The sequence below is a fragment of the Fusobacterium sp. genome (assembly GCF_019012925.1).
GTDB lineage: Bacteria > Fusobacteriota > Fusobacteriia > Fusobacteriales > Fusobacteriaceae > Fusobacterium_A.
The window spans coordinates 42,759-68,372 of sequence record NZ_JAGIRL010000044.1; the positions used below are offsets into that span (position 1 = coordinate 42,759).

Here is a 25,614-nt window from a genome sequence, read left to right on the forward strand (position 1 = left end):
TGGGGTGATATCTATGAAAAGAGCATTAGTTTTATTTGGAAATGAAATTGAAAGAGAAAATTTAATTGACAGTGCAGTTTATTTGGAAAAAGAGTTTGGCTTTAAAATCTATCCCCTTTACATCAAAGATATGTCAAGAGAGAAGCTATTAACTACAACAGATGGTTTTATGATGGCTGGTAGAGCTCCTGTTATATCTCAAGGTTGGGACGAGGTTGAAAAAGGTGAAATCGAAAGTATCAAAAAACTACTGAAAGAAAAAGGGGTTGCTTCTGAACTTGTAATAGATATTGGGCTTGTACCTGAAATTGTCACAGAACATATGAAAAGATGTGATATTCTTATTATGGGAAAAAATGATATTTTAAATGAAAATGAGGTAAGTATACTAAAAGGAAATTACAAATCAATATTCTTGATTGGTGAAAAACCTCTATCTCATATGAATAACATAGTTATAGCTAACGACAATGGTGTTAAGATCAACAGAAGTTGCTATCACTTTATAAATATCTTCCCACACATCAATGAGTTCTCATCTTTTGCTATTAACAAAGAGATTGAAGAAAATATATTGATTGAATATCTAGAGGAACACAATAAAAAAATTAAACATGAAGAGTTAGTAACAAATAATTTTGAAGATATTTTGAAAAAAGTAGATGATGCTGACTTACTAATTATGGGAAATCTAAGTAGAAGTTATTTCTTTGAAAAGATAATAGGTAAAAATGGTATTAAATTATTAGAAAAAGGAAAGGCTCCTATATTTATAGGATAAGAGTTAAAAATGAAAGTTTTAATAATTTCGGATTCACACAAAAGATTAAATACATTGATTAATATTTATAAAAAAGAGCAACCAGATGTTGTTATCTGTGCTGGAGATCATAGTACTGATGGGGAGGAGCTTTCCTATCTGTACCCTGACTCTAAATACTATATAGTTCGGGGAAATTGTGATATTTTCGACAGAAGATATGAAGATGAAGTGATAATTGAGCTGGAAGGATCTAAGATCCTTCTGGCTCATGGTCACGAATATGGAGTAAAATTCTCCTATGATTCTATCGAGGAGAGAGGAAAAAGATTAAATTGTAATATTGTTATTTTTGGTCATACTCACATCCCATATATTTCAAAAAAAGATGGTATTATATTATTTAACCCAGGTGCTGTATATGACAATGAATATGGAATTTTAAATATTACTGAAAAAAATATTGAATTTTTTCATAAAAGTATATAAAATTTTTAAATATAAAAGCCTTTTAAACTAGGGAGGAAAAATGAAAGAAAAGGTAGCACAACTTAAAGAAACTGCTAATCTTAGCATAGAAAAAGCAGAATCTTTACTAGAATTAGAAGAAATTAGAGTAAAATTACTTGGGAAAAAAGGGGAGTTAACTGAAATTTCAAAAGGGATGAAAAATCTTACTCCTGAGGAAAGACCAATAGTTGGACAATTAGTTAATGAGTTGAGAGAGTTTATCAACTCTAAATTAGAGTCTAAAAATATGGAATTGAAAGAAAAAGAGAAAAATCAAAGATTAGCTGAAGAGGTTATTGATATAACTCTTCCTGGAAAAAGAAATGTATTAGGAACTACACATCCAATAACTGATACTATGAATTTTATGAAAAATATATTCATAGATATGGGATTTGATGTAGCTGATGGACCTGAAGTGGAGTATGTAAAATACAATTTTGATGCATTAAATATTCCTGAAACTCATCCTTCAAGAGATATTACTGATACATTCTATATCAATGATGATGTTGTTTTAAGAACTCAAACTTCACCAGTTCAAGTTAGATATATGCTTGAGCATAAACCACCATTTAGAATGATCTGTCCTGGTAAGGTTTATAGACCTGACTACGATATATCTCATACACCTATGTTTCATCAAATGGAAGGTTTAATGATTGGTGAAAACATTTCATTTGCTAACTTTAAAGCTATTTTAACTGAGTCATTAAAGAAAATGTTTGGAGATACTGAAGTTAGATTTAGACCTCACTTCTTCCCATTCACAGAGCCTTCTGCTGAGGTAGATATACAGTGTGCTGTATGTAAAGGTAAAGGTTGTAGAATGTGTAAAGATAGTGGTTGGGTAGAGATAATGGGTTGTGGAATGGTTGACCCTGAGGTTCTAAAAGCTGTTGGTTATGATCCAGAAGAGGTAAGTGGATTTGCCTTTGGTATGGGTATAGAGAGAGTGGCAATGTTAAGACGTGGAATAAATGACTTAAGAGCCTTCTTTGAAAATGATGTAAGATTTTTAAAACAATTTAAGTAATTCTGGAGGAGAGTAATGTTAATTTCTTTAGACTGGTTAAAACAGTATGTTGATATAAAAGAAGATTTAAAAGAATTAGATAACGCTTTGACTATGATAGGGCAAGAGGTTGAGGCTATCGAAATTCAAGGTAAAGATCTTAACAATGTAGTTATAGGACACATTGTAGAGTATGGAAAACACCCTAACTCTGACAAGTTAACTCTTGTTAAGGTAGATGTTGGAAATGAAGAGGTCTTACAAATAGTTTGTGGAGCTCCAAACCATAAATTAGGAGATAAGGTTGTTGTAGCTAAAATTGGTGCTGTACTTCCTGGAGATTTCAAAATTAAAAAGAGTAAAATTAGAGATGTAGAATCTTATGGTATGCTATGCTCTCAAGTTGAACTTGGTATTGGAGAAGATGGAGATGGAATTATAATCCTTCCTGAAGATGCACCTATTGGAGAAGAGTATAGAAAATATATGGGTCTAGATGACGTTATTTTTGAACTTGAAATAACTCCTAACAGACCAGATTGCCTATCTCATATAGGTATAGCTAGAGAGATAGCTGCTTACTATGGTAGAAAGGTAAAATACCCTTCTGTAACTTATACAGAGGCTATTGATCCTACTACAACTGTTGCTAAAGTTACTATCGAAGATAAAGAAAGATGTAAGAGATATATGGGAAGAGTTATCAGAAATGTTACTGTTGGTGAATCTCCTGAATGGCTTAAAAAGAGAATTAGAGCTATGGGATTAAAACCTATCAACAATATAGTTGATATTACTAACTTTGTAATGTTTGAATATAATCAACCTATGCACGCTTTTGACCTAGATAAAGTAGCTAATGGAAGTATTACAGTTAGAGCTGCTAAAGAGGGTGAAAAAATAGTAACTCTTGATGGTGTTGAAAGAGAATTAAATGGAGAATTAGTTATAGCTGATGATGAAAAAGTTACTGCTATTGCTGGAATTATTGGTGGAGTTGGAACTGAAATCACTTCAGAAACTAAAAATGTATTCTTAGAGGTAGCATACTTCACTCCTGAAAATATTAGAAAAACAGGAAGAAAACTTGGAATCTCTACTGATTCATCTTATAGAAATGAGAGAGGAACTGATATAGAGAATATTCCTGATTCTAGTGAGAGAGCAGCTGCTCTTATTGCTGAATTAGCTGGTGGAGAGATCCTAGATGGAGCTATTGACAGATATGTTGAAAAGCCACAAAAATATGAGATCCCACTAAGCTTACAAAAATTAAATAAATTCATAGGAAAAGAGCTTTCTCCTGAGATTGTTGGAAAGATCTTAAGTAACTTAGGACTTGGAATTAAGACACTTTCTCAAGATACTCTAGTTATCACTCCACCTACATATAGAGGAGATCTAACTAGAACTGCTGATATCTATGAAGAAGTTATTAGAATGTATGGATTTGAAAATATTGAAGCTGTTATGCCAATTGAAAATATACAAGCTGGTAAAAAAGCTCCAAATATTGATTTAATAGATAATACAAAGGAAATTTTAAGAGAGATCGGACTTCAAGAGGTTATAAACTACTCTTTTATTCCTAAAAATGTAGTGGATATACTTAATATAAAAGATAGAGTTATCGAGATCAAAAACCCATTAAGTGAGGATATGTCTATACTTAGACCTACTCTAATGTGGAGTTTACTTGCTAACATAAGAGATAATATCAATAGAAATCAATTTGATCTTAGATTATGTGAGGTTTCTAGAGTATTTACTCCAGCTGAAGAATTAGCTGATGAAGATCTTAGAATCTGTATTGGACTTTCTGGTAGACCTGAGAGAACTCTATGGAATCCAAAACCAGAAGCTTATGATTTCTACACTCTTAAAGGTTATGTAGAGAAGCTTATGGAGTACCTAGGTATAGCTAGATACAAACTTGAAAGAAGTAGTAACTGTAATTTCCATCCAGGAAGAAGTGCAGAGATTAAGATAGGTAATGACACTATTGGAATCTTTGGAGAGATACATCCTGATGTTCAAGAGAAGATGGAGATAAAGAGAGAGAGAGTATATATAGCTGAATTAGACCTTACTAAATGTACAAAATATATGAAAGGTCAAGCTAAATATGAGAAGATTGTCAAGTATCCAGAAGTTACTAGAGACCTTGCAATTGTTCTTTCTAAAGATGTACTTGTTGGTAATATGGTAGAAAACTTAAAAAGAGTATCTCCTATTATTGAAAACATCAATATTTTTGACGTTTATGAGGGAGAGAGAATAGACGCAGATAAAAAATCTGTAGCTCTTAGTATCGTACTTAGAAATAAAGAAAAAACTCTTGATGAAAAAGAGATAAGTACTGCAATCGAAAAAATACTTACAACTATCTCAAAAGATTATAAAGGTGAGATCAGACAAGCGTAAATTAACAAAGTGAAAAAAGCTTGAAAAGGAGTTTTTCTAGCTTTCTTCACTTTTTTTTAAATGGTTAACAAAAATTTTATATACTTAAGGAGGTTAGAATGGATAGTTTAAAGGAGTTGTTTAAGATAGGAAACGGGCCTTCAAGTTCTCATACAATGGGTCCAGAGAGAGCAGCTAAAAAATTTAAAGCAAAAAATCCAAATGCCACAAAATTTGAAGTTGAACTATATGGTTCTCTAGCACTTACTGGTAAAGGACATCTTACTGACTGGATAATAATTGAGACTATGAAACCTATTCCTACTGATATAGTTTGGAAACCTGAAATTGTTCATAGATACCATACTAATGGAATGCTTTTTAAAGCATTTGACAAAGATAATAAGCAGATAGATGAATGGTTGGTATTCTCTGTTGGTGGTGGAACTATAATGGAGCACTACCAAGAGAGAAAAGGAGCTCTATCTGTATATACTTTAAATACTATGAAAGACATTCAACAGTGGTGTGAAGAGAATCAAAAAGAGTATTGGGAGTATGTAGTAGAGTGTGAAGGAGAGGAGATTTTTCCATTCCTAAAAGAGATTTGGGAGGCTATGAAAGCTGCAGTTGAAAAGGGAATCTCTACAACTGGTATACTTCCAGGAAGTTTAAAATACCCTAGAAAAGCTTCTAACTTCTATAGAAAGGCTAGAAACAATCACAGTAGAGGTGGTTTCTTAGGTAGAATATTTGCCTATACACTTGCTGTTTCAGAGGAAAATGGAGCTGGAGGAAGAGTTGTTACTGCTCCCACTTGTGGTGCTTGTGGAGTTATCCCAGGACTTTTATACGCTATGAGAGAGGAGTATGATCTAAGTGAAGACGAGATCTTAAGAAGCTTAGCTGTAGCTGGTCTTATTGGAAACTTGATCAAAGAGAATGCTACAATATCAGGTGCTGAAGGTGGTTGTCAAGCTGAGATAGGTTCTGCTTGTTCAATGGCTGCTGCTATGGCTTGTTTCCTTTTAGGTGGATCTCTTGCTCAGATAGAATATGCTGCAGAGATGGCTTTAGAACACCATCTTGGATTGACTTGTGACCCTGTAGGTGGATATGTTCAAGTGCCTTGTATAGAGAGAAATGCTGCTGCTTCTGCTAGAGCTTTAGACGCTGCTGCTTACAGTCTATACACTGATGGAAAACATAAGGTTACATTTGATCAAGTTGTTAGAACTATGGGAGAAACAGGTAAGGATTTAAAACAGGAATATAGAGAAACTTCATTGGGTGGTTTAGCTAAATTTACATTTAATGCTGAATGTTAAAAAGGAGATTACAAAATAATGAAACTGATTGTTGGACTTGGAAATCCAGGGAATAAATATGAAAAAACAAGACATAATATAGGATTTGAAGTAATTAATCAACTTCAAAAAGAACTTGGAATAACAAATGAAAGGGAGAAATTTCAAGGACTTTTAAGTGAAAAGATAGTTGATGGTGAGAAGATACTATTTTTAAAACCACAAACTTTTATGAATTTAAGTGGAAATTCTATCATAGAAGTTGTTAATTTTTATAAAATAGATCCAAAAAAAGAGTTAATTGTTATCTATGATGATATGGATCTTCCTGTTGGAAAATTGAGAGTAAAAGAGAAGGGAAGTTCTGGTGGGCACAATGGTATAAAATCGATTATATCACATCTTGGAGATCAATTTTTACGTATAAAATGTGGTATAGGTAGAGGAAAGGACAATACTATTGATTTTGTACTAGGACAGTTTGATAAAAGTGAACAAAAAGAGGTAACATTGATGATTGAGACAGCTACTAAATGTGCCATAGACATAGCTTTAGATCTGGATTTAGGAAAAATAATGCAAAAATATAACAAAAAGTGATTAAAAAAATATCGAAAATATGTTGTTAAATAGTAATAAATATGATAAACTTAGTTTAGTAGTAATTAACTTTAAAGTTGAAAGGAGATTTTGTATGAAATTTTTTGGTTTCAGAGGAGGAGTGCATCCACCTGAAAATAAAATTCAAACAGAAAATATGGCTGTTGAAGAACTGAAAGCACCAAAAATGTTGTATATCGCATTATTACAACATATCGGATCACCACTAGATCCAACTGTAGCTATTGGAGACAAGGTTTTAAAGGGACAAAAAATAGCTGATTCTCAAGCTTTTATGTCATCACCTATTCACTCTCCAGTAAGTGGAACAATCAAGAAGATAGAAGAACATGTTTTTCCTTTAATGGGAAGAATTAAAACTATCATTATTGAAAATGATGAACAAGAGACTTGGGCAGAGCTACCTAAAATCGAAAACTGGGAAGCTGCTGACAAAAAAGATCTACTTGCTATGATTAGAGAGAAAGGTATCGTTGGTATTGGAGGAGCTAGTTTCCCTACTCATATCAAGCTTAATCCACCAGCTGATGCTAAAATTGATACTCTATTACTTAACGGAGCTGAGTGTGAGCCTTATCTAAACTCAGATAACAGACTTATGCTTGAGCACCCAGAAAAGATAATAAACGGTATCCAAATTATAAAGAAAATTCTTGGAATAAACAATGCCATAGTAGGTATTGAAGAGAATAAACCTGAAGCTATTGCTTCTATGAAAAAAGTTGCTGAAGGAACTGGAATTCAGATAGCACCTTTAAAAACAAAATACCCTCAAGGAGGAGAAAAACAACTTATTAAGGCTGTTCTAGATAGACAGGTTCCATCTGGAAAACTTCCATCTGCTGTTGGAGTTGTAGTTCAAAATACTGGTACTGCTGCTGCTATATATGATGGTATCGTTAATGGTATCCCATTAATAGAGAAAGTTGTTACTGTTTCAGGAAAAGCTATTGCTACACCTAAAAACGTTAAAATAGCTATTGGAACACCATTCTCTTATCTATTGGATTATTGTGGAGTAAATAGAGAGATAGTTGATAAGCTTGTAATGGGAGGACCTATGATGGGAATGGCTCAATTCTCTGAAGATGCCCCTGTTATAAAAGGAACTTCTGGACTATTAGCTCTTACTAGAGAGGAAACAAATCCTTACAAACCTAAATCTTGTATTGGGTGTGGAAAGTGTGTAGAAGCTTGTCCTATGGGATTAGAGCCTCTTATGTTTGCAAGACTTGCTGCTTTTGAGCAATGGGAACAACTTGGACAATTCAGCTTAATGGATTGTATTGAGTGTGGATCTTGTGCATACATCTGTCCAGCTAATAGACCACTAACTGAAGCTATTAAAATAGGAAAATCTAAATTAAGAGCAATGAAAAAATAGAAATAATTATAACTAAATTGTTATTAAGTTACAGGAGGGTAAAGTGACTAATATTTTAAAGATGGGGCCATCGCCTCATATAAGAACATCAGAAACAGTTGAAAAAGTAATGTATGATGTAATTATATCATTAATACCAGCGTTTCTATTTGCTGTTTATGTATTTGGTATAAGAGCATTTATAGTAACTGCTGTATCTATACTTACTTGTATGGTTACAGAGTATTTATGTCAAAAAGTAATGGGACAAGAGCCATCTATATTTGATGGAAGTGCTATTATTACAGGTATATTATTTGCTTTTGTAATTCCAGTTATTATGCCACTACAATATGTAGTTGTTGGTTGTCTGATATCAATTGGTTTAGGTAAAATGGTATTTGGAGGGCTTGGACACAATGTATTCAACCCTGCTTTAGTAGGAAGAGCTTTCGTTCAAGCATCTTGGCCAGTAGCTATCACTACATTTGCTTATGATGGAAAAGCTGGAGCTACAGTACTTGATGCTATGAAGAGAGGTATTAACCTTGATTCTGCTCTATTAGAAGGTGGAAACCAATATTTACAAGCTTTCATTGGAAGAATGGGTGGATGTTTAGGAGAGACTTCAGCACTTGCATTATTAATAGGTGGAATATACCTAATCTATAAAAAGCAAATTGATTGGAAAGTTCCTGCAATTATAATTGGAACTGTATTCGTTTTAACTTGGGCTATGGGTGGAGATCCTGTAATGCATATACTATCTGGAGGACTTTTCTTAGGAGCTTTCTATATGGCTACTGATATGGTTACAAGTCCTTACACTAACAAAGGTAAGATAATCTATGCTTTACTATTAGGACTTCTAATCTCTATGATAAGAATGAAAGGTGGATATCCTGAGGGAGTTGCATACTCTATCTTAATTATGAACGGAGTTGTACCTCTAATCAATAGATATACTAAACCTAAAAAATTTGGTGAGGTGAAAGCTAATGAAAAATAGATTTGTACATTATGGACTAGTTCTATTAGTTATAGCTGCAGTCTCAGCAGGAATCTTAGGATTAGTTAATGATTTTACTAAAGTTGTTATTGCTCAAAATAATGAAAGAGCACAAAATGAAGCTAAAAAACAGGTTTTACCTTTAGCTAATGAGTTTAAAGCTGAGGAAGCAACTAGTGTGGAAGAATTATCTTTTATTCCTGGATATGATGCTAATGGAAATAAAGTTGGATATGTTGTTGCAGTTGCTCAACCTGGATATGCAGGAAATATCACATTTACTCTTGGAATTAACTTAGATGGTACAATTGCTGGAGTAAGAATTATTAACCAAGCTGAAACTCCAGGACTAGGAGCTAAAATAGCTGGAATAGAGTGGCAAGATCACTGGATTGGAAAAGATTCTTCTTATGAATTTAATAAATCTGTTGACGCCTTTGCTGGAGCTACAATATCTCCTAACGCTGTTTATACAGGACTTATAAGAGCTTTAAAAGCTTATGAAACTGGGGTGAGTAAATAATGAAAAATAATTATGGAAAAATAATATTATCAGGAATTTTTAAAGAAAACCCTATATTTGTACTATTTTTAGGACTATGTCCAACACTTGGAGTTACAAGTTCAGCAATGAATGGTCTATCTATGGGATTAGCTGTTATCGCAGTTCTTGCTTGTTCTAACCTACTTATATCTGCATTTAAAAATGTTATTCCTTCACAAGTTAGAATACCAGCATATATTATGATTATTGCTTCTCTAGTTACTATAGTACAAATGGTTATGGAAGCATATACTCCTGATTTATATAAGGTACTAGGACTATTTATTCCTCTTATCGTTGTTAACTGTATTGTACTTGGAAGAGCTGAAAGTTTTGCATCTAAAAATGGAGTATTCGCATCTTTCTTAGATGGTATTGGATCAGGACTTGGATTTACTCTTGCATTAACAGTTTTAGGAATGATTAGAGAGGTTTTAGGAAACGGAACTATATTCGGATTAAGAGTTACACCTGAATCATATTCACCAGCTCTTATATTCATACTAGCTCCTGGAGCATTTATTACAATTGCTTTCATCAAAGCTTTCCTTAACTATCTTGATATGAAAAAGAGTAAGGAGGGATAATCGTGAGTTTTGGTAGTTTATTTAGTATCATTATTGGTTCAATTTTTATAAATAACGTTATTTTTGCTAAGTTCTTAGGATGTTGTCCATTTATGGGAGTTTCTAAGAAAGTTGATGCCTCTTTAGGAATGGGAATGGCTGTTACATTCGTTATAACTATTGCATCTGCAGTAACTTGGCTTGTTTATCATTTTATATTAGCTCCTTTTGGATTGGAATATCTACAAACTATTGCTTTTATTCTAATAATTGCAGCATTAGTTCAATTCGTTGAGATGGCTATTGCTAAAACATCACCATCACTTTATAAAGCGTTGGGAGTTTTCCTACCTCTTATAACTACAAACTGTGCTGTACTAGGGGTTGCAATCATCAATATTCAATCTGAATACAACTTTATTGAAACTCTTGTAAATGGTTTCGCAGTTGCAGTAGGATTCTCACTTGCATTGGTTCTACTTGCTGGTATAAGAGAAAGAATAGAGTATTCTGCTATCCCAGCACCATTTAAAGGAATTCCAATTGCCTTCATCTGTGCAGGTTTACTTGCTATGGCATTTATGGGATTCAGTGGTATGAAAATTTAATAATTATTGGAGGTAAATATGGAAGCGATATTAATACCAGCAATTGTGCTGGGGTTAACAGGACTTGCAATGGGACTTTTCCTAGCTTTTGCTTCAATTAAATTCGAAGTTCAAGTAGATCCTAAAATAGAAGCAATTAGTGGAATTCTTCCTGGAGCAAACTGTGGAGGATGTGGATATCCAGGATGTTCTGGATATGCAGCTGCAATAGTTGAAGAGGGAGCACCTATGTCATTATGTGCACCTGGTGGAGCTGCTGTAGCGGCAAAAATTGGAGAGATTATGGGAGCATCTGTAGATGTTTCTGGTGAAAAAGTTGTAGCTAGAGTTTTATGTCAAGGTGACAACACTAAGACTTCTAAAATATATGATTTTGATGGAGAACTTCAAACTTGTGCTGCTATGATGCTTTATGCTGGTGGAGACAAGTCTTGTGTTTACTCATGTTTAGGTCATGGAGATTGTGAAAAAGTTTGTCCTGTTGGAGCTATTAAAGTTAATGCTAATGGAATAGCTGAAGTTGACGAGGATAAATGTATCTCTTGTGGACTTTGTCAGAAAGCTTGTCCTAAGAAGGTAATAGCTATGTTACCACAAAGTAAAAAAGTTACTGTTACTTGTTCTTCTAAAGAAAAAGGTGTTAATGCTAAGAAAGCTTGTTCTGTAGCTTGTATCGGTTGTGGAATATGTGCTAAGAACTGTCCTGTTGGAGCTATCACAGTTGAAAACAACCTTGCTAAGATAGATCCAGCTAAATGTATCTCTTGTGGAATATGTGCTACTAAGTGTCCTACTAAGGCTATTGTAAGCGATATTAAAGAGATTAAAAAAGCTGAAATTATAGAAGACAACTGTAAAGGATGTACAGCTTGTGCTAGAAAGTGTCCTGTTGGAGCTATCGAAGGAGCTGTAAAAGAGAAACACCACGTAATAACTGATAAATGTGTTGGTTGTGGAATCTGCTTTGATACTTGTAAGTTCAAAGCTATAAAAATGAATGTTGTTGATACATTAAAATAAGTTGATTAAGTAATTATAAAAGGTGCTCTATTTAGGGCACCTTTTGTAATTTTACTCAACTATAAATTTTTTCTCTTTTAATTCACTCTCAATCAGATTTAAAATCTCTTCACTCTCAGCTTCAACAGTATGATAGTGTTTACTCAATGTAAGATTTTTTAGTGGAGATATATTTTTAGTTTTTAATTTTTCTATAAACTCTCTAACCTTTCTTCTTGAAGTGATATTCAAGTTAGCTCTTATATCCCCATATATCTCATGTGTAACAAATACATCTAAAACTGTTCCTCCCAAATCTACAACTAGGTTCAATTCATTTTCAGTATCCTCATCACTATGCATAACTTCAAACACTCTTCTACAATTTTCAGAAGTTTTTAGTACATATCCCTTTGTTGTTGATGAGATATCATTTTCCTCTGCTCTTAACAGTGCAATATCCTGAACTATCACCTGTCTACTCACATCTAACAATTTTGCTAATTCAGTTCCTGATATAGGCTTAGTTGTATTTTTTATCAATTCTAAAATCTTTTTACGTCTCTCTTTACCTGTCAAAATTTTCTCCTTTCATTTACAATAGTTGAAGATTTTTTAGAGAAAAATCTAAAATAGGTGCTGAGTGTGTCAATGCTCCACTTGAAATATAATCTATTTTTATTCCTTTTAATTTTTCAATATTTTCTTTTGTTATATTTCCTGAACACTCTATTTCTGCTCGTCCATCAATTATCTCAACAGCTTCTTTTATCATATCTGGAGCCATATTATCAAGCATTATGATGTCAGCCTTAGCTTGTACAGCCTCTCTCACCATATCCAAATTCTCAACTTCTACTTCAATTTTTCTTACAAAAGGGGCATAAGCTTTAGCTAAATTTATAGCTTTACCAACTCCACCAGCAGCCTGAATATGATTATCTTTTAGTAGAATTCCATCAGATAAGTTATATCTGTGATTGTGACCTCCACCCACTTTTACAGCATATTTATCAAAGATTCTCATATTAGGAGTAGTCTTTCTAGTATCGAGTAACTTAATTCCACTTTCTTCCAATAATTTTACCATACTATGAGTATAAGTTGCAATACCACTCATATGTTGCAAGTAGTTTAAAGCTGTTCTCTCCCCTGTTAATAAAACTCTAATATCTGAAATTATCTCTCCTATGATATTTCCTTTCTTTACAATATCTCCATCTTTATAGTTGATATTGAATTGAACCTCATTACTCAAAAGCTCAAAAGTTCTTTTAAAAACCTCTATTCCTGCCAAAATTCCATCCTGTTTACAAATCAATGTAAATTTTCCCAAAGTTCTATCCTTGATGATAGAATTAGTAGTTATATCCTCATTAGGAACATCCTCTTTCAGTGCCATAATTATCAAATCATCTACATTTATCTTATTAGTTACTAAATCCATTCCTACTCTCCTTCATTCTCTTATCCTTTTCTATTGCTATAAATAGCTCCTCTTTTAACTCTTCAAAAGATAGCTCTCTACTCTCCACTTTTTCATCAATACTGTGTTGATAAAACTCCTCTTTTAGCAATCTCTCATTTATATCCAAAGCTGCTCTCTCACTAAAAACTAGACTCTCCAATAAAGAGTTACTTGCTAACCTATTAGCTCCATGTACACCATTACAACTAGTCTCTCCCACTGCATAGAGATTTTTCATAGATGTAGAACTTTTCAAATCCACCTCTATTCCTCCCATAAAATAGTGTTGAGCTGGAACTACTGGTATACACTCTTTCTCTGGGTCATATCCCTCTTCTAAACACCTTTTAACAATGTTAGGAAAACGTTCCTTGATATCTATGCCCTTTTTCATAATCGGTCTCATATCAAGCCATACAAACTTTCCACCATCTTTTTTCATCTGTTCCAATATAGCTTTTGTCACAACATCTCTAGGTTGTAATTCATCTGTAAATCTTTCATATTTTTGATTGTATAAGAGGGCACCTTCACCTCTTACAGATTCAGAAATAAGAAATCTTCTCCCCTTCTTCTCAGAATAGAGTGTAGTTGGATGTATCTGTATATAGCTAATATCCTTTATTTTTATATCATGTTTTAAAGCAATTCCTAAAGAATCTCCAGTTAGATGTGGAAAGTTAGTTGAATTCTCAAATATACCCCCTATTCCCCCAGTTGCCAAAACAACCATTTTGGAATAAATATTGAATATCTCTCCATTTGAATCTTTTACTACTATTCCTTCACAACTATTATTATTATTGATAATATCCAACATACTTGTTTTTTCTACTATTTCAATATTCTCTCTTCTCTTTACCTGAGCTAATAGTTTGCTTGTAATCTCCTCACCTGTTATATCCTCATGATAGAGTATTCTCTCTTTAGAATGTGCTCCTTCTCTAGTAAATAGAAGCTTTCCATCTTTTGAATTAAAATCTACACCATAATCAATCAATTCCCTTATAATATCTTGAGATGAATTTATCATCACCTCAACAGATTTTTTATTATTTTCATAGTGCCCTGCTTTTAAAGTATCTTCAAAAAAGCTTGAAAAATCATCTTTTTCTTTCAATACACATATCCCACCTTGAGCTAAAAAAGAGTCACTTTCCTCTAATTTTTCTTTAGTAATTAGCAGTATCCTTAAGTTTGATGAGAGGTGCAAAGCTGTAAAACAACCTGAAACACCTGTCCCCACAACAATAACATCATATTCTCTCTTCATCTTTATCTCCCTAATTGTAACATTTTTTTCAAAGGTTTTATTGCCTCTACCTGTATATTACTCTCTATAATAATCTCATTTTCCTCTTCACTCAATGTTTTGTATATATTATCTAAAGTAATTTTTTTCATATCTAAACACTCCATCTTAGGTTCTGGATAATAGAATTTTTTATCTAGATTTCCACTCTCCAATTCATATAAAATACCTAATTCAGTGCAGATTATAAATTCACTATTCTCACTTTTATTTACATAGTTGATAATTCCAGATGTACTCCCTACAAAGTCACCTAGTTGTACTACCTCATTTCTACACTCTGGATGAACCAATACCTTAGCTTGAGGATATCTCTCTTTCAATAATTCTACATCCTCTTTTAACAGAGTATGGTGTATTGGACAATATCCGTCATTTAAAATAATATTTTTATCTTTAACCTTAGTAGCTACATAACTTCCTAAATGCTTATCAGGAATAAAAAATACATTCCTATTCTCTAACTTTTCAACAATTTTAACTGCATTAGCTGATGTTACACATATATCACTCATACTCTTTATCTCAGCTGTTGAATTTACATAACATACTACAGCCAAGTCATCGTATTTCTTTCTCATCTCATCAATCTGCTTTAAAGTAACCATATGAGCCATAGGACAATCAGAATTCATATCTGGAATTAAAATCTTTTTATTAGGATTTAATAATTTAACACTCTCTCCCATAAAATATACTCCACACATTATTATAATATCCTCTTTTAGTTCTTGTGCTTTTTCACTTAAATAGTATGAATCACCAATGTAGTCAGCTACCTCTTGAACTTCGTTTCTAGTGTAGTAATGTGCTAGTATTACTGCATTTTTCTCTTTCTTCAACTTATTTATCTCATCTTTTATATTCATCTTTCCTCCTGTATACAATATGTAAAGACAGTTGTCTTGTCAGTTAAAAGTATAGCAAATTAAATTAGTAATTTCAAGTTTTTAGTGAAATAAATAAAAAAACTTCCTTCAGAATGACTGAAGAAAGTTTCTTTATTACTGTTTATATACATATTAATATACTTTATTATATAGTTTTTCTATATCTTCCAAAGTTACATCTTTTGGATTTCCACCAGTACAAACATCTGCTAAAGCATCTTTTGATAATTTTGGTAATCCCTCTTCAGGTATTCCAATCTCTCTAAGTGTTTGTGGTATTCCTACATCAATAGCAAGTTTTCTAACTGCATCTACTGCTGATTGAGCTGCTTCCTCTCTGCTCATTCCTGTTGTATCTACACCCATAGCTCTTGCTATATCTCCATATTTATCTATACAAGCTGACATATTGAACTCCATTACTGTAGGAAGTAGTAGTGCATTAGCTACTCCATGAGGTATATCATATACAGCTCCTAATGGGTGTGCCATTGAGTGAACTATTCCTAATCCTACATTTGAGAATCCCATTCCTGCTACATATTGAGCTATACTCATTCCATCCATATCCTCTAAATTCTTATCAGCTACAGCTCCTCTTAGATGTTTTGCTATTAATTCTATAGCTTTTATCTCAAACATATCTGAAATTACATGAGCCCCTTTTGTAATATATCCTTCAATTGCATGTGTCAAAGCATCCATTCCTGTTGCTGCTATTGTTTTATTTGGCATTGTTAACATCAATTCAGCGTCAACTATTGCTACCAATGGTATATCTTTAGGATCTACACAAACTATCTTTCTATTTTCATCCTCTAAAGTTACTACATAGTTAATTGTTACCTCTGCAGCTGTTCCACAAGTTGTAGGTAGAGCTATTATAGGTACACATTTAGTGTGTGTAGGTGCTACTCCCTCTAAAGATTTAATATCCTCAAACTCTGGGTTATTTTTTGTAATAGCTATAGCCTTAGCTGTATCAATTACTGATCCTCCACCTACTGCTACTATAAAGTCTGCCCCTGCAGCATTAAATGCTGCTAATCCATCTTTACAGTTTTTAACTGTTGGATTTTGTTTTATCTCTGTAAATACTGAATATGCTATATTAGCATCATCTAATACTTTTTTTACCTTATCCAATACCCCACAGCTTTCAAGTATCTTATCACTTACAAGTAAGGCTTTTTTATACCCTCTTGCCTTTACCTCAGTTGCTAAATTCTCTCTGCTTCCTAAACCAAAATAACTTGTCTCATTCAATATGTATCTTGCCATTTTTTCCCTCCCATTATTTTTATATCCCTATTCTTTAAATACCCCTTTTTTCTCAATTTGTCAATACTAAACAGAGAAAATTTAGATAAAAAAAACTATATCTAAAATCATCTGAATAAAAATTTTAGATATAGTTTAATCTCTTTTTATAAAACACAATATCTTGTGTTTTTATTATTGATTATATACAATTAATTTTCTGAATCTTCTTTTAAAAATTTATCGTAATATTTAGCTAGACCACCAGTAGATGTCTCTTTATATGCAGAACACATATCTACTCCAGTCTCTTTCATTGTTATAACTACTTGGTCAAAACTTATTGTGTGATCTCCATTTGTTGAAAGAGCATAGTCAGCTGTATTTAAAGATCTTACTGCAACAATTGCATTTCTTTCAATACAAGGAATTTGTACATATCCACCAACTGGGTCACAAGTCATTCCTAAGTGGTGCTCCATTCCCATCTCTGCAGCATACTCTATCTGCTCAGTAGTTCCACCTAAGATGTATACAGCCATTCCTGAAGCCATTGAACAAGCAGCTCCTACCTCAGCTTGACAACCACCTTCAGCTCCTGATATCGTAGCATTTTCCTTTATTAAGTTACCAATTAATCCTGCTATTGCTAAAGCTCTTAATGCTGTTGTCTCATCTAATTGATACTCCTCTATAAGAGCTCTTAAAAGACCTGGTATTACACCAGCTGCTCCACAAGTTGGAGCTGTAACTATTGTTCCAGCACTACTATTTTCCTCTGATACTGCTAAAGCATATGCAAAAATCTTCTTTGTCAACACAAGATAATTTCTTTTCTTGTCAATTTTATCGAAAATCTCTTTCGCTCTTCTTTTATATCTTAATTTTCCTGGAAGAACTCCATCTTTTCTTATTCCTCTATCTACAGCAGCATTCATTGTATCTAAAATACTTTTTAAATGCTCCCAAATAGAAGGTCCTTCACAGTACTCAACATATTCCCATAACTCTTTATTATTCTCTTTACACCATGCCATAATATCATCCATTTTATTTAGATTATAGCATTGTCCTGCTCCACTTCTTTTATCAGTAAGTTCTTTTATAGTTCCTCCACCAACAGAGAATACCAACCACTCTTTCATAACTTTTCCATCTTTATCTAAAGCTATGAATTTCATTCCATTAGTGTGATACTCATGTATGAACTCTGGCATCCAGATTATCTCTGTCTTAACAGGTTTTAAAGTCTCCTCTATTATCCAGTCTGTTAAGTGTCCCTTACCTGTTGCTGCTAAACTTCCATAAAGCTCAACTATATATAAGTTTGCTCCTTCAGTTTCTGCTTTAAATTTCTTTGCTGCTCTTTCTGGACCCATTGTATGAGAACTTGAAGGTCCACATCCTATTTTAAATAATTCCTTTAAGCTATCCATTAATTTTTACCTCTTATCTCTTCTACAGTTTTAATTTTATAATTTTTGAATATTAATGATCCTACAAATCCTGCTAGTATTCCTGAAGCCGCACACATTAAAGCAACTTTTGTTACTGTAATTGGATCATTGAAACCATACATTACCATCAATCCTGCTATTGGTGTTGCTGTTCCTTTTGCATTGTTAACAAGTCCGAAAAGAGCTACTATAACTCCTGCTAATGCTCCACCTATAAAGTTTGTTACATAAACTGGTATTGGGTTTGCTGAAATTACGTCTGCCTGTGTTAATGGCTCTATAGCTACTGCTATTGTAGTTTTTCTATCTCCAAATCCCATTCTGTGAAAAAATACTCCATTCATAAAAGATGATCCCATTACTGATAATGCTCCAATTGCCATAGGTACACCTGTTAATCCCATCATAGCTGTTAAAGCCATTGATGATAATGGTGCAGTTGCTACTACAGTTATTACCCCTCCTAAGATAACTCCCATTAAAATTGGGCTAGAATGTGATGCAGATTCTAATATTCTTCCTATATTTAATAGAGTAGAGTTTACTATAGGGTTAGATACTGATGCTATTAATCTAGCTAATGGTGCCATAAAACAAATTACAAATATTAAATCTAATCCTTGAGGAATTTTCTCTTCTATTTTTGGTATAATAAATGACAATATATATCCAGTTAAAAATCCTGGTAACATCCCATATCCTGGTGTCGTTCCAAATCCTGCTAATGAAATTCCAGTTAATACTGCATATGTAGGGTTAACTCCTAATGCTAGTGGTACTAATATTGCTGCTGCAACTCCTCCCATTGATCCCGCTGCTTTACCAACTTCTCCTAAAAAAGGAACTCCAAAAAGATCTCCACCAACATATAATTGGAATGCTTCTACTAGGAAACTTGCTGTTGCTGCTCCTGCTAAAGCTCCCATAGCTTTCATTCCTCTTGGTGCTTTCATACTGAATAATGAAAATCCTCCTAAAACCACAAATAATAAAACTACTCCTTTAATAACGTCCATCATTTTCTCCTTCTTTGTTTGATTTTACTTTACAAAAATTAAATATAACTTTACGATATGTTTCGTTCTCTTTACGTATATTATCGTTTTTTTAAATACATAAAAAGTATAACACAACATCTAAAATATTTCAAGATTTTTTTCACTTTAATGAAATGTTTTATTCATAAAATGCATTTATTGCAGTCTTTTATTGTTTAATAAACCATTGATTATATATAATTCCTCTATTATAATAATATTTTTTTCATTATACTAAACTTCCATTTTTTTGAAAATTTTTTAATATTTTTGTTTTAAAATATTGTAATTTTTTTCACTATTTTTTCCTTTTTTGGCTTTTTAGAATTTACTTTAATTGATCTTTATGTTATAATTTTAATGATTAGATTTTTTGAATTGGAGGACTAGCCGTTAATGAAACTAGGGGAAAAAATTAAAGCAATTAGAAAGAATAAGGACTACACCTTAAAACAATTATCAGAAATTACTGGGCTTTCGATCGGATTTTTAAGTAATATTGAAAGAGATCTTAATAGCCCATCAATTAATAATTTACAGCAGATATGTTCAGCTTTAGGAATAAATCTAATGGAGATACTTGATGAAGAAGTTGGTACTAATCCAATCACTAGAGCTACTGAAAGAGAAGAGATTTTAAAAAATATTGAAACAAACATAAAAGTTGAAAGTTTATTGAATAAAAAAGCTAGCTTGAATGGAATCGCAATTACAATTGATGAAGAGAGTTCTTTTAGTGATATGACTTGGGGTCATAGTTATGATGAGATTGGTATTGTTATCAAGGGAGAGTTAGAGATAGAATTAGATAGTGCTCTATATCACTTATATGAAGGAGATTCAATTTTTATCAAACAGAACACTCCTCATAGATATAGAAATCCAGGTTTAGTATCATCTATTGTCTATTGGGTTTCTAGTAAAAAATAGATATATTGTAAAAAAAACCAAACAATGAAGTTTGGTTTTTTATTATTGATTATATACATTGAATTTTTATTTCTCTTCCTTTTCCTCTTTCATAACTCTCTCTATATAATCTTTTATTGCACCTATATATATTGAACGTGTTTTCACTTTCATTGCTAGTAAGAAGTTAATATCTACTCCCATCTCATTAGAACAAAGCTCTAAAGCTTTCTCCTCTATTTTTAATTTTTCATACTCATCATAACTTTCAAATTCCTCTATAATACTCTTAGGTACATTTTTCTCATCCATTATTTCCGAAATGTTGTTTAATACAGTTTTCTTTTGGTTTCTTCTAGCTTGATTTATTTGTTTTTTACTTTTTAGTCCCTTTTCTTTTAAAATGTTAGAGAATAGAGTCAAATTCTGCTTATTGTTATTTTTTTCATTGGCAGATAGATTTTTTAATACTCCATTTATATACTGTACTAGTGTTGTTTTTATATTTCCAGTTAAATTCTTATACAGAATATTTAAAACCTCTTTTGTTTTTTCCTCTCCCTCTTCTTTAAAGATCTTCTTAATCTTAGTGTCAGTTCTCTTATCCCAAGCTTTTTGTACATAGATATTTCTTTTTGCTTTTTTGATTCTATCTAGTATCTCATCTGTAAACTCAGTAGTATCTGTAACTTTTTTCGTTGTTTTTACAAGCACACTCTCTTTAATAGGAGTTTTTTCACTTTCAAATTCAACTATTTCAGCATCTTCTATGCTATCATTTTTGTTATAGTAAATATTTTTCTTAGCATTTGAAGTTGGAACTGTTTTATTTTCAATATATGTTGAAACATGACAATTTCCATCTTTTTCTCTATTAAAAATATAGTCTAAATAGTAAGTATCCTCCTCTTTGGTATATTGTGATGTATAGTTTAAAATATACCCTAACTCCACCAGTACATCGAAGGCTTTTTCAACTCTTTTTAATACCTGTTTTAGTCTACAAAGAACATACTGTTTCATCTCACCATTTTTGTTTAGTCTCTCTGTTACTTGTTCAGTTTTTAGAGGGATAATTGCAGCTAGAGTTCTCAAATTCATTCTATCTCTATCTTTATCGTATCTTATTTTACTGATATACTTATAGATTCTTCCAGCTATAGGATCTTTTGTAAGTATCTCTAATAAGGATCTAGAATTATATTTAATATATCTCTTATCCTTTATCTTCTGTCTGATATTTTTATTTAGAGTCACTCTATAATATTTTTTTCTTCCCTTTTCTAACTTTTGATAAGTTAGGAGTTTAAACTCCTCATCTTCAAACTTGTAATTTCCTAACTTCGTATGATTTGAAACTACAAATTGGTACTCAGTATTCTTTAGATTTTTCAATGCTTGTTCAACCTTGGTATAATAGGTTCTGTTCATCTTATTCCCTAAAAAGTTTACAATAAAATCTGAAATTTCAAACTCTATATAGTCATCTGTATCATTGATCTCCTTTTTTAATTCATACATTGAGATCAAATATGTATATATCTTCTCTTCAAATATAGAGGGTTGAAAAACCTTATCTTTACTGTCTTTAGCTATCAATGTACATGACATTGTAACCCCTAAATCTTCAAATGAGTATTGAAAATTTATTCTCTTATTCTGTTTTTGAGGAGTAAAAAATGGAAAAACAATCATCTCTACGGGAATATTTATTATATTATCTTTTAGATTTAAAAAATTTCCAGTCTCTTTTATTACTACTTCTTTTACTTCAATGTCTGGAACTTCATTCAGTTTAACCTCAACTTTTTTAATGTCCTCTAACAAAGATCCAGTTTTGACAATATTAAAACTATCTAATTCATCTGAAGTTGCTTTCTCGTCTTTTTTCATAAAATTATCTCCTTCAAAAATGTATATAATCAATAATATACCATTTTTTATGTATATTGACAATAATATTTTTAAAATTATATAATATTCTTATGAACCTTTATTTTATTGAGTTAGTAATTTTCATATAACTTTTCTTTCTAAAGAAAACTCAATAAAAATAGGGATTTTAAAATATGTATATGAATATTAATAAAAGTTATTTTTCTAAGAAGTCCAATTTTTCTAGATTTTTTCACTGATGAATAGTTAAATATCATATAGGAATATAGTAAAATTGAGACTCTTTCCTAATGTATATAAACAATAATATTTAAATACTTATATCTATCCTTATTTTTCAACGGTTCTTATTTGTATTTTATCTTAAACTCCAATAAAAATAGGTATTTCTTTATTTGTATATGAACATTAATATTTTTATTATGTATAAAAGTCTCATAAATAGAGGATTGGTTTTATCTTAATCTTTAAGATCCTTTATAATATCTAGGTTTTAGCTTTTGTATACGATCATTAATATTTTTTTGAGATAATTCTCATTTATCCCTTGAAAAATAAGGGCTCTTTTTAAAAAAATTTTTATCTTGGTCTGTACATAAAACAAAAAACAATATACAAAAAAACATACTAGGTTATGGTTTGTTATTTTTTATTTTTTGATATTTTTCAATAAATACTTGACAAAATGACAAAAATACTATAAAATTTTTATCTGAAATATAGAATTTTTTTCGGAGGTGAAAAAGAATGAAAAGAACATACCAACCAAATAAAGCTAAGAGAAAAAAAGATCACGGGTTCAGAGCTAGAATGGCTACTAAAAACGGTAGAAAAGTATTAAAAAGAAGAAGAGCTAGAGGTAGAAAAGTATTATCAGCATAGAACCCGGTGTTATATATCACCGGGTTTTTACAAGAGCCTTTTATCGGAAATAGCGTATTATTAGGAGAATAATAATCATGAATAATTTGAAGAAAGACAGAGAGTTTCAAATAATCTACAATTCGGGAAGAAAAAGTTTTGGTTATTACTCTCTTATTTTTTTTAAGAGAAATGATAGTAATTTAAAAAGATGTGGCTTTGTTGTAAGTAAGAAGACTGGAAATGCCGTTTGTAGAAACAGATTAAAAAGATTGTTTAGAGAATATTATCGTCAAAATGAAGAAAATTTAAAAGATGGTTGTGATATTATTTTTGTGGCTAAAAGAACTGCAGGAGAGAATATTAAAAAACTAAGTTTTTTTGATATTGAAAAAGATTTGAATAAAGTTCTTAAAAATGTTAAATTATTTAAATAGGAAAAATAACTATGAAAAAAATTATACTTTTATTGATTAAGTTTTATCAAAAGTATATATCTATATTTTTAGGCAAAAATTGTCGATTTTATCCCACTTGCTCAGCTTATACTTATGAGGCAATAGAGAGATTTGGGATAATAAAGGGTGGATATTTAGGTGTGAGAAGAATCTTGAAATGTCATCCCTTTCATCCTGGTGGGTATGATCCTGTGCCAGAAAAAAAAGAGAAAAAATGTGAGAGAAAAAATTAGGAGGATTAATGAGTTATATTTATGGTTTATTAACGGGGGCTATTTCTGCTCTTTTAAATTTAATGCATAGCTTAACAGGAAACTTTGGAGTGGCAATAATATTAGCTACAATAGTTATAAAAATTATATTACTTCCATTAACTTTAAAACAAGATAGATCTATGAAGAGTATGAAGGCATTACAACCTGAACTTGAAAAGATTAAACAACAATATCAAAATGACCCTAAAATGGTAAATCAAAAAACTATGGAGTTATATCAAAAACATAAAGTTAATCCTATGGGAGGATGTCTTCCATTATTGATACAACTTCCTATACTATGGGTATTGTATGGAGTATTAAGAAATCCTGCAAATGTTCCTCAGGAATCTACATTTTTATGGATGCAATTAATTGATCCAGATCCTTATTATATATTACCTGTTTTAAATGGAGTAGTATCATTTTTCCAACAAAAATTAATGGGATCATCAGATAATCCTCAAATGAAGAATATGATGTATATATTCCCTCTAATGATGGTGTTTATATCTTACCAAATGCGGGCAGGATTACAAATTTATTGGTTAACATCAAGTGTTGCTTCAGTAGTACAACAATACTTGATTATGAAAAAAGGAGATTAATTGTATGAGTAATGTGATAGAGATAAAGGCTATGAGTCAGGAACAAGCTATAACTAGAGCATTAAAAATTATGGAAGCAACTCCTGAACAAGTTAAAAAAGTAGTTGAGAAACAAAAGAGTAGATCTTTTTTAGGTTTATTTAACAGAGAAGGGATCTATGAAATTGAGATAGATAAAAGCTTAAAGGCCGAAGCAAAAGAAGTAAAAAAAGAAGTTAAGAAAACTGAAATAAAAGTAGAAAAAGAGACAGTTAAAGAGACTGAGACTAAGAAAAAACAAGATGTTGAAGTAAAGTCAGAGGTCAAGGAGACTAAAAAAGAGAGAAAAGATGCAACTGATATGATAAAAGCTAAAGCAGAAGAGCTTTTAGAAAATATTGGTTTGGTTTTAGATGTTGAAGTCGATAGAATAAATGACAGAAATTATTTAGTTAATCTTTATGGAGAAGACAACGGAATTATCATTGGTAAGAAAGGGAAGACATTAAATAGTTTTGAATATCTATTGAATACTCTTATGAAGGAGTATAGAATAGAGGTTGACGTAGAGGGATTTAAGGCTAAAAGAACAGAAACATTGAGAGAGCTTGGTAAGAAAATGGCAGAAAAAGCTTTAAAAACTACTAGACCAGTGAGATTGAATCCTATGCCACCAAGAGAGAGAAAGATAATTCACGAAGTAATTAATAGATATCCTGAATTAGATACTTATAGTGAGGGAAGAGATCCAAAGAGATATATTGTAATTAAGAGAAAAAAATAGGAGTGTTAAATCTGTTGTGAATAATTAATACTTTGAGTTACTTATGATAATAAATATTGGTATCTATCTGTTGGAGTGGAAGTTGATAAAAAGCAAGAAGAATTAACAGATATTTCATTAGGTGTAGATTTAGGATTAAAAGATTTAGCTATTTGTTCAGATGGAAAAATTTTTAAAAATATTAATAAAACTAAAAAAGTAACAAAATTAGAAAAAAGATTAAAACAGAAACAAAGACAAATAAGTAGAAAATATGAGATGAATAAAATTAAAAAAGAAGGAGGTGGACGTTGTCAATTTATAAAAACTAAAAATATAGAGAAATTAGAAAATACAACTAAACTAATACATAGGAAACTAACAAATATTAAAAATAACTATCTTCATCAAGTTACGACAAGTATAGTGAAAACCAAACCATATAGAATTGTAATAGAAGATTTGAATGTTTCTGGAATGATGAAAAATAAGTATCTATCAGATTCAGTAAGAAAACAATGTTTTCATAAGTTTAGACAATATATAACCTAATTGTGGAGCGATAATTGATAGAGATTATAATGCTTCACTAAATTTATCTATGTATAAATTAGCGTAATTTCACAAACAAGAAAATGCTAATATGTAGGATTCGTTGTATCCGAATTTAAGCCTTTGGAGAGTTATATAAAACGAAAGTAGCTATGGCAAAATCGGACTCTGAGAAGAAGGAAATAAACAAATTTCTATATTTTTA

26 protein-coding genes and 1 pseudogene are annotated in these 25,614 nt (G+C 31.5%); 19 read left to right on the top strand and 8 right to left on the bottom strand.

Annotation, left to right across the window (positions count from 1 at the left end; all coding sequences use genetic code 11):
- The first annotated feature begins 13 nt into the window (after positions 1-13).
- From QZ286_RS08145 to QZ286_RS08200, 12 genes are all read left to right on the top strand, one after another.
- Complete coding sequence (locus QZ286_RS08145) at positions 14-781, top strand: hypothetical protein (RefSeq protein ID WP_291256465.1); 768 nt, start codon at positions 14-16, stop codon at positions 779-781.
- A 9-nt stretch (positions 782-790) separates the two neighbouring features.
- Positions 791-1,249 carry a metallophosphoesterase gene (locus QZ286_RS08150; protein WP_291256466.1) on the top strand — a complete coding sequence of 153 codons (459 nt, stop codon included), beginning with the start codon at positions 791-793 and terminating at the stop codon, positions 1,247-1,249.
- A gap of 40 nt (positions 1,250-1,289) precedes the next feature.
- Positions 1,290-2,306: a phenylalanine--tRNA ligase subunit alpha gene (pheS, locus tag QZ286_RS08155; RefSeq protein ID WP_291256467.1), complete on the top strand. Its 1,017-nt coding sequence runs from the start codon at positions 1,290-1,292 to the stop codon at positions 2,304-2,306.
- Between the two features lie 15 nt (positions 2,307-2,321).
- Entirely contained in the window at positions 2,322-4,709 is a 2,388-nt protein-coding gene (pheT, locus tag QZ286_RS08160; protein ID WP_291256468.1) for a phenylalanine--tRNA ligase subunit beta, read from the top strand.
- A 98-nt stretch (positions 4,710-4,807) separates the two neighbouring features.
- Positions 4,808-6,016 (top strand): L-serine ammonia-lyase, encoded by a 1,209-nt coding sequence (locus tag QZ286_RS08165; protein ID WP_291256469.1) that lies wholly within the window; start codon positions 4,808-4,810, stop codon positions 6,014-6,016.
- An 18-nt stretch (positions 6,017-6,034) separates the two neighbouring features.
- Entirely contained in the window at positions 6,035-6,595 is a 561-nt protein-coding gene (pth, locus tag QZ286_RS08170) for an aminoacyl-tRNA hydrolase (RefSeq protein WP_291256470.1), read from the top strand.
- Between the two features lie 94 nt (positions 6,596-6,689).
- The gene (gene rsxC, locus QZ286_RS08175) at positions 6,690-8,000 is read left to right on the top strand and encodes an electron transport complex subunit RsxC (protein WP_291256471.1); all 1,311 of its coding nucleotides are present in this window, start codon (positions 6,690-6,692) and stop codon (positions 7,998-8,000) included.
- Between the two features lie 43 nt (positions 8,001-8,043).
- Positions 8,044-8,988, top strand: a complete 945-nt coding sequence (locus QZ286_RS08180; RefSeq protein WP_291256472.1) for an RnfABCDGE type electron transport complex subunit D — start codon at positions 8,044-8,046, stop codon at positions 8,986-8,988.
- A complete protein-coding gene (locus QZ286_RS08185) occupies positions 8,978-9,511 on the top strand; it encodes an RnfABCDGE type electron transport complex subunit G (protein ID WP_291256473.1) in 534 nt (177 codons plus the stop codon). The genes QZ286_RS08180 and QZ286_RS08185 overlap by 11 nt, the downstream gene beginning before the upstream one ends.
- A complete protein-coding gene (gene rsxE, locus QZ286_RS08190; protein WP_291256474.1) occupies positions 9,511-10,119 on the top strand; it encodes an electron transport complex subunit RsxE in 609 nt (202 codons plus the stop codon). The genes QZ286_RS08185 and rsxE overlap by 1 nt, the downstream gene beginning before the upstream one ends.
- 2 nt (positions 10,120-10,121) lie before the next feature.
- The gene (gene rsxA / locus QZ286_RS08195; protein ID WP_291256475.1) at positions 10,122-10,706 is read left to right on the top strand and encodes an electron transport complex subunit RsxA; all 585 of its coding nucleotides are present in this window, start codon (positions 10,122-10,124) and stop codon (positions 10,704-10,706) included.
- 18 nt (positions 10,707-10,724) lie between these two features.
- Positions 10,725-11,726, top strand: a complete 1,002-nt coding sequence (locus QZ286_RS08200) for an RnfABCDGE type electron transport complex subunit B (protein ID WP_291256476.1) — start codon at positions 10,725-10,727, stop codon at positions 11,724-11,726.
- Positions 11,727-11,777: 51 nt separating this feature from the next.
- Here the strand turns inward: QZ286_RS08200 and QZ286_RS08205 are convergent, their stop codons facing one another.
- The 7 genes from QZ286_RS08205 to QZ286_RS08235 form a co-directional block, all read right to left on the bottom strand.
- Positions 11,778-12,287, bottom strand: coding sequence for a transcription repressor NadR (locus QZ286_RS08205; protein ID WP_367243735.1), 510 nt, complete (start codon positions 12,285-12,287; stop codon positions 11,778-11,780).
- Between the two features lie 13 nt (positions 12,288-12,300).
- The gene (nadC, locus tag QZ286_RS08210) at positions 12,301-13,152 is read right to left on the bottom strand and encodes a carboxylating nicotinate-nucleotide diphosphorylase (protein ID WP_291256478.1); all 852 of its coding nucleotides are present in this window, start codon (positions 13,150-13,152) and stop codon (positions 12,301-12,303) included.
- Positions 13,136-14,446: an L-aspartate oxidase gene (locus QZ286_RS08215; protein WP_291256479.1), complete on the bottom strand. Its 1,311-nt coding sequence runs from the start codon at positions 14,444-14,446 to the stop codon at positions 13,136-13,138. The genes nadC and QZ286_RS08215 overlap by 17 nt, the downstream gene beginning before the upstream one ends.
- Before the next feature lie 2 nt (positions 14,447-14,448).
- Complete coding sequence (gene nadA, locus QZ286_RS08220) at positions 14,449-15,348, bottom strand: quinolinate synthase NadA (RefSeq protein ID WP_291256489.1); 900 nt, start codon at positions 15,346-15,348, stop codon at positions 14,449-14,451.
- Between the two features lie 159 nt (positions 15,349-15,507).
- Positions 15,508-16,656, bottom strand: coding sequence for a lactaldehyde reductase (gene fucO / locus QZ286_RS08225; protein WP_291256480.1), 1,149 nt, complete (start codon positions 16,654-16,656; stop codon positions 15,508-15,510).
- 191 nt (positions 16,657-16,847) lie between these two features.
- Positions 16,848-18,071 (bottom strand): L-serine ammonia-lyase, iron-sulfur-dependent, subunit alpha, encoded by a 1,224-nt coding sequence (locus tag QZ286_RS08230; protein ID WP_291256481.1) that lies wholly within the window; start codon positions 18,069-18,071, stop codon positions 16,848-16,850.
- On the bottom strand, positions 18,071-19,108 hold the full coding sequence (locus QZ286_RS08235) for a PTS sugar transporter subunit IIC (protein ID WP_291256482.1): 1,038 nt from the start codon (positions 19,106-19,108) through the stop codon (positions 18,071-18,073). The genes QZ286_RS08230 and QZ286_RS08235 overlap by 1 nt, the downstream gene beginning before the upstream one ends.
- 417 nt (positions 19,109-19,525) lie before the next feature.
- Between QZ286_RS08235 and QZ286_RS08240 the strand changes: the two genes are divergently transcribed.
- The gene (locus tag QZ286_RS08240) at positions 19,526-20,059 is read left to right on the top strand and encodes a cupin domain-containing protein (protein ID WP_291256483.1); all 534 of its coding nucleotides are present in this window, start codon (positions 19,526-19,528) and stop codon (positions 20,057-20,059) included.
- A 66-nt stretch (positions 20,060-20,125) separates the two neighbouring features.
- Here the strand turns inward: QZ286_RS08240 and QZ286_RS08245 are convergent, their stop codons facing one another.
- Entirely contained in the window at positions 20,126-21,931 is a 1,806-nt protein-coding gene (locus tag QZ286_RS08245; RefSeq protein WP_291256484.1) for a replication initiator protein A, read from the bottom strand.
- Positions 21,932-22,681: 750 nt separating this feature from the next.
- Between QZ286_RS08245 and rpmH the strand changes: the two genes are divergently transcribed.
- The 6 genes and pseudogenes from rpmH to QZ286_RS08275 form a co-directional block, all read left to right on the top strand.
- The gene (gene rpmH, locus QZ286_RS08250) at positions 22,682-22,816 is read left to right on the top strand and encodes a 50S ribosomal protein L34 (RefSeq protein ID WP_005886225.1); all 135 of its coding nucleotides are present in this window, start codon (positions 22,682-22,684) and stop codon (positions 22,814-22,816) included.
- Positions 22,817-22,893: 77 nt separating this feature from the next.
- Complete coding sequence (gene rnpA, locus QZ286_RS08255) at positions 22,894-23,232, top strand: ribonuclease P protein component (protein ID WP_291256485.1); 339 nt, start codon at positions 22,894-22,896, stop codon at positions 23,230-23,232.
- 11 nt (positions 23,233-23,243) lie between these two features.
- On the top strand, positions 23,244-23,486 hold the full coding sequence (yidD, locus tag QZ286_RS08260) for a membrane protein insertion efficiency factor YidD (RefSeq protein WP_291256486.1): 243 nt from the start codon (positions 23,244-23,246) through the stop codon (positions 23,484-23,486).
- A gap of 8 nt (positions 23,487-23,494) precedes the next feature.
- Complete coding sequence (locus QZ286_RS08265) at positions 23,495-24,115, top strand: YidC/Oxa1 family membrane protein insertase (protein ID WP_291256487.1); 621 nt, start codon at positions 23,495-23,497, stop codon at positions 24,113-24,115.
- Between the two features lie 4 nt (positions 24,116-24,119).
- On the top strand, positions 24,120-24,878 hold the full coding sequence (locus tag QZ286_RS08270; RefSeq protein WP_291256488.1) for a R3H domain-containing nucleic acid-binding protein: 759 nt from the start codon (positions 24,120-24,122) through the stop codon (positions 24,876-24,878).
- Positions 24,879-24,932: 54 nt separating this feature from the next.
- Positions 24,933-25,409: pseudogene (locus QZ286_RS08275) on the top strand (RNA-guided endonuclease InsQ/TnpB family protein); the annotation flags it as partial.
- Positions 25,410-25,614 lie beyond the last annotated feature (205 nt).

Coding starts and splice junctions, on each gene's coding strand:
- QZ286_RS08270 (WP_291256488.1), top strand. CDS start 24,120: ATGAGTAATGTGATAGAGATAAAGGCTATGAGTCAGGAACAAGCTATA.
- QZ286_RS08235 (WP_291256482.1), bottom strand. CDS start 19,108: ATGGACGTTATTAAAGGAGTAGTTTTATTATTTGTGGTTTTAGGAGGA.
- rsxE (WP_291256474.1), top strand. CDS start 9,511: ATGAAAAATAATTATGGAAAAATAATATTATCAGGAATTTTTAAAGAA.
- QZ286_RS08200 (WP_291256476.1), top strand. CDS start 10,725: ATGGAAGCGATATTAATACCAGCAATTGTGCTGGGGTTAACAGGACTT.
- nadC (WP_291256478.1), bottom strand. CDS start 13,152: ATGGATTTAGTAACTAATAAGATAAATGTAGATGATTTGATAATTATG.
- pth (WP_291256470.1), top strand. CDS start 6,035: ATGAAACTGATTGTTGGACTTGGAAATCCAGGGAATAAATATGAAAAA.
- QZ286_RS08185 (WP_291256473.1), top strand. CDS start 8,978: ATGAAAAATAGATTTGTACATTATGGACTAGTTCTATTAGTTATAGCT.
- QZ286_RS08245 (WP_291256484.1), bottom strand. CDS start 21,931: ATGAAAAAAGACGAGAAAGCAACTTCAGATGAATTAGATAGTTTTAAT.
- QZ286_RS08145 (WP_291256465.1), top strand. CDS start 14: ATGAAAAGAGCATTAGTTTTATTTGGAAATGAAATTGAAAGAGAAAAT.
- rsxC (WP_291256471.1), top strand. CDS start 6,690: ATGAAATTTTTTGGTTTCAGAGGAGGAGTGCATCCACCTGAAAATAAA.
- rnpA (WP_291256485.1), top strand. CDS start 22,894: ATGAATAATTTGAAGAAAGACAGAGAGTTTCAAATAATCTACAATTCG.
- yidD (WP_291256486.1), top strand. CDS start 23,244: ATGAAAAAAATTATACTTTTATTGATTAAGTTTTATCAAAAGTATATA.
- QZ286_RS08165 (WP_291256469.1), top strand. CDS start 4,808: ATGGATAGTTTAAAGGAGTTGTTTAAGATAGGAAACGGGCCTTCAAGT.
- QZ286_RS08230 (WP_291256481.1), bottom strand. CDS start 18,071: ATGGATAGCTTAAAGGAATTATTTAAAATAGGATGTGGACCTTCAAGT.
- QZ286_RS08150 (WP_291256466.1), top strand. CDS start 791: ATGAAAGTTTTAATAATTTCGGATTCACACAAAAGATTAAATACATTG.
- pheS (WP_291256467.1), top strand. CDS start 1,290: ATGAAAGAAAAGGTAGCACAACTTAAAGAAACTGCTAATCTTAGCATA.
- fucO (WP_291256480.1), bottom strand. CDS start 16,656: ATGGCAAGATACATATTGAATGAGACAAGTTATTTTGGTTTAGGAAGC.
- rpmH (WP_005886225.1), top strand. CDS start 22,682: ATGAAAAGAACATACCAACCAAATAAAGCTAAGAGAAAAAAAGATCAC.
- QZ286_RS08265 (WP_291256487.1), top strand. CDS start 23,495: ATGAGTTATATTTATGGTTTATTAACGGGGGCTATTTCTGCTCTTTTA.
- QZ286_RS08240 (WP_291256483.1), top strand. CDS start 19,526: ATGAAACTAGGGGAAAAAATTAAAGCAATTAGAAAGAATAAGGACTAC.
- QZ286_RS08215 (WP_291256479.1), bottom strand. CDS start 14,446: ATGAAGAGAGAATATGATGTTATTGTTGTGGGGACAGGTGTTTCAGGT.
- pheT (WP_291256468.1), top strand. CDS start 2,322: ATGTTAATTTCTTTAGACTGGTTAAAACAGTATGTTGATATAAAAGAA.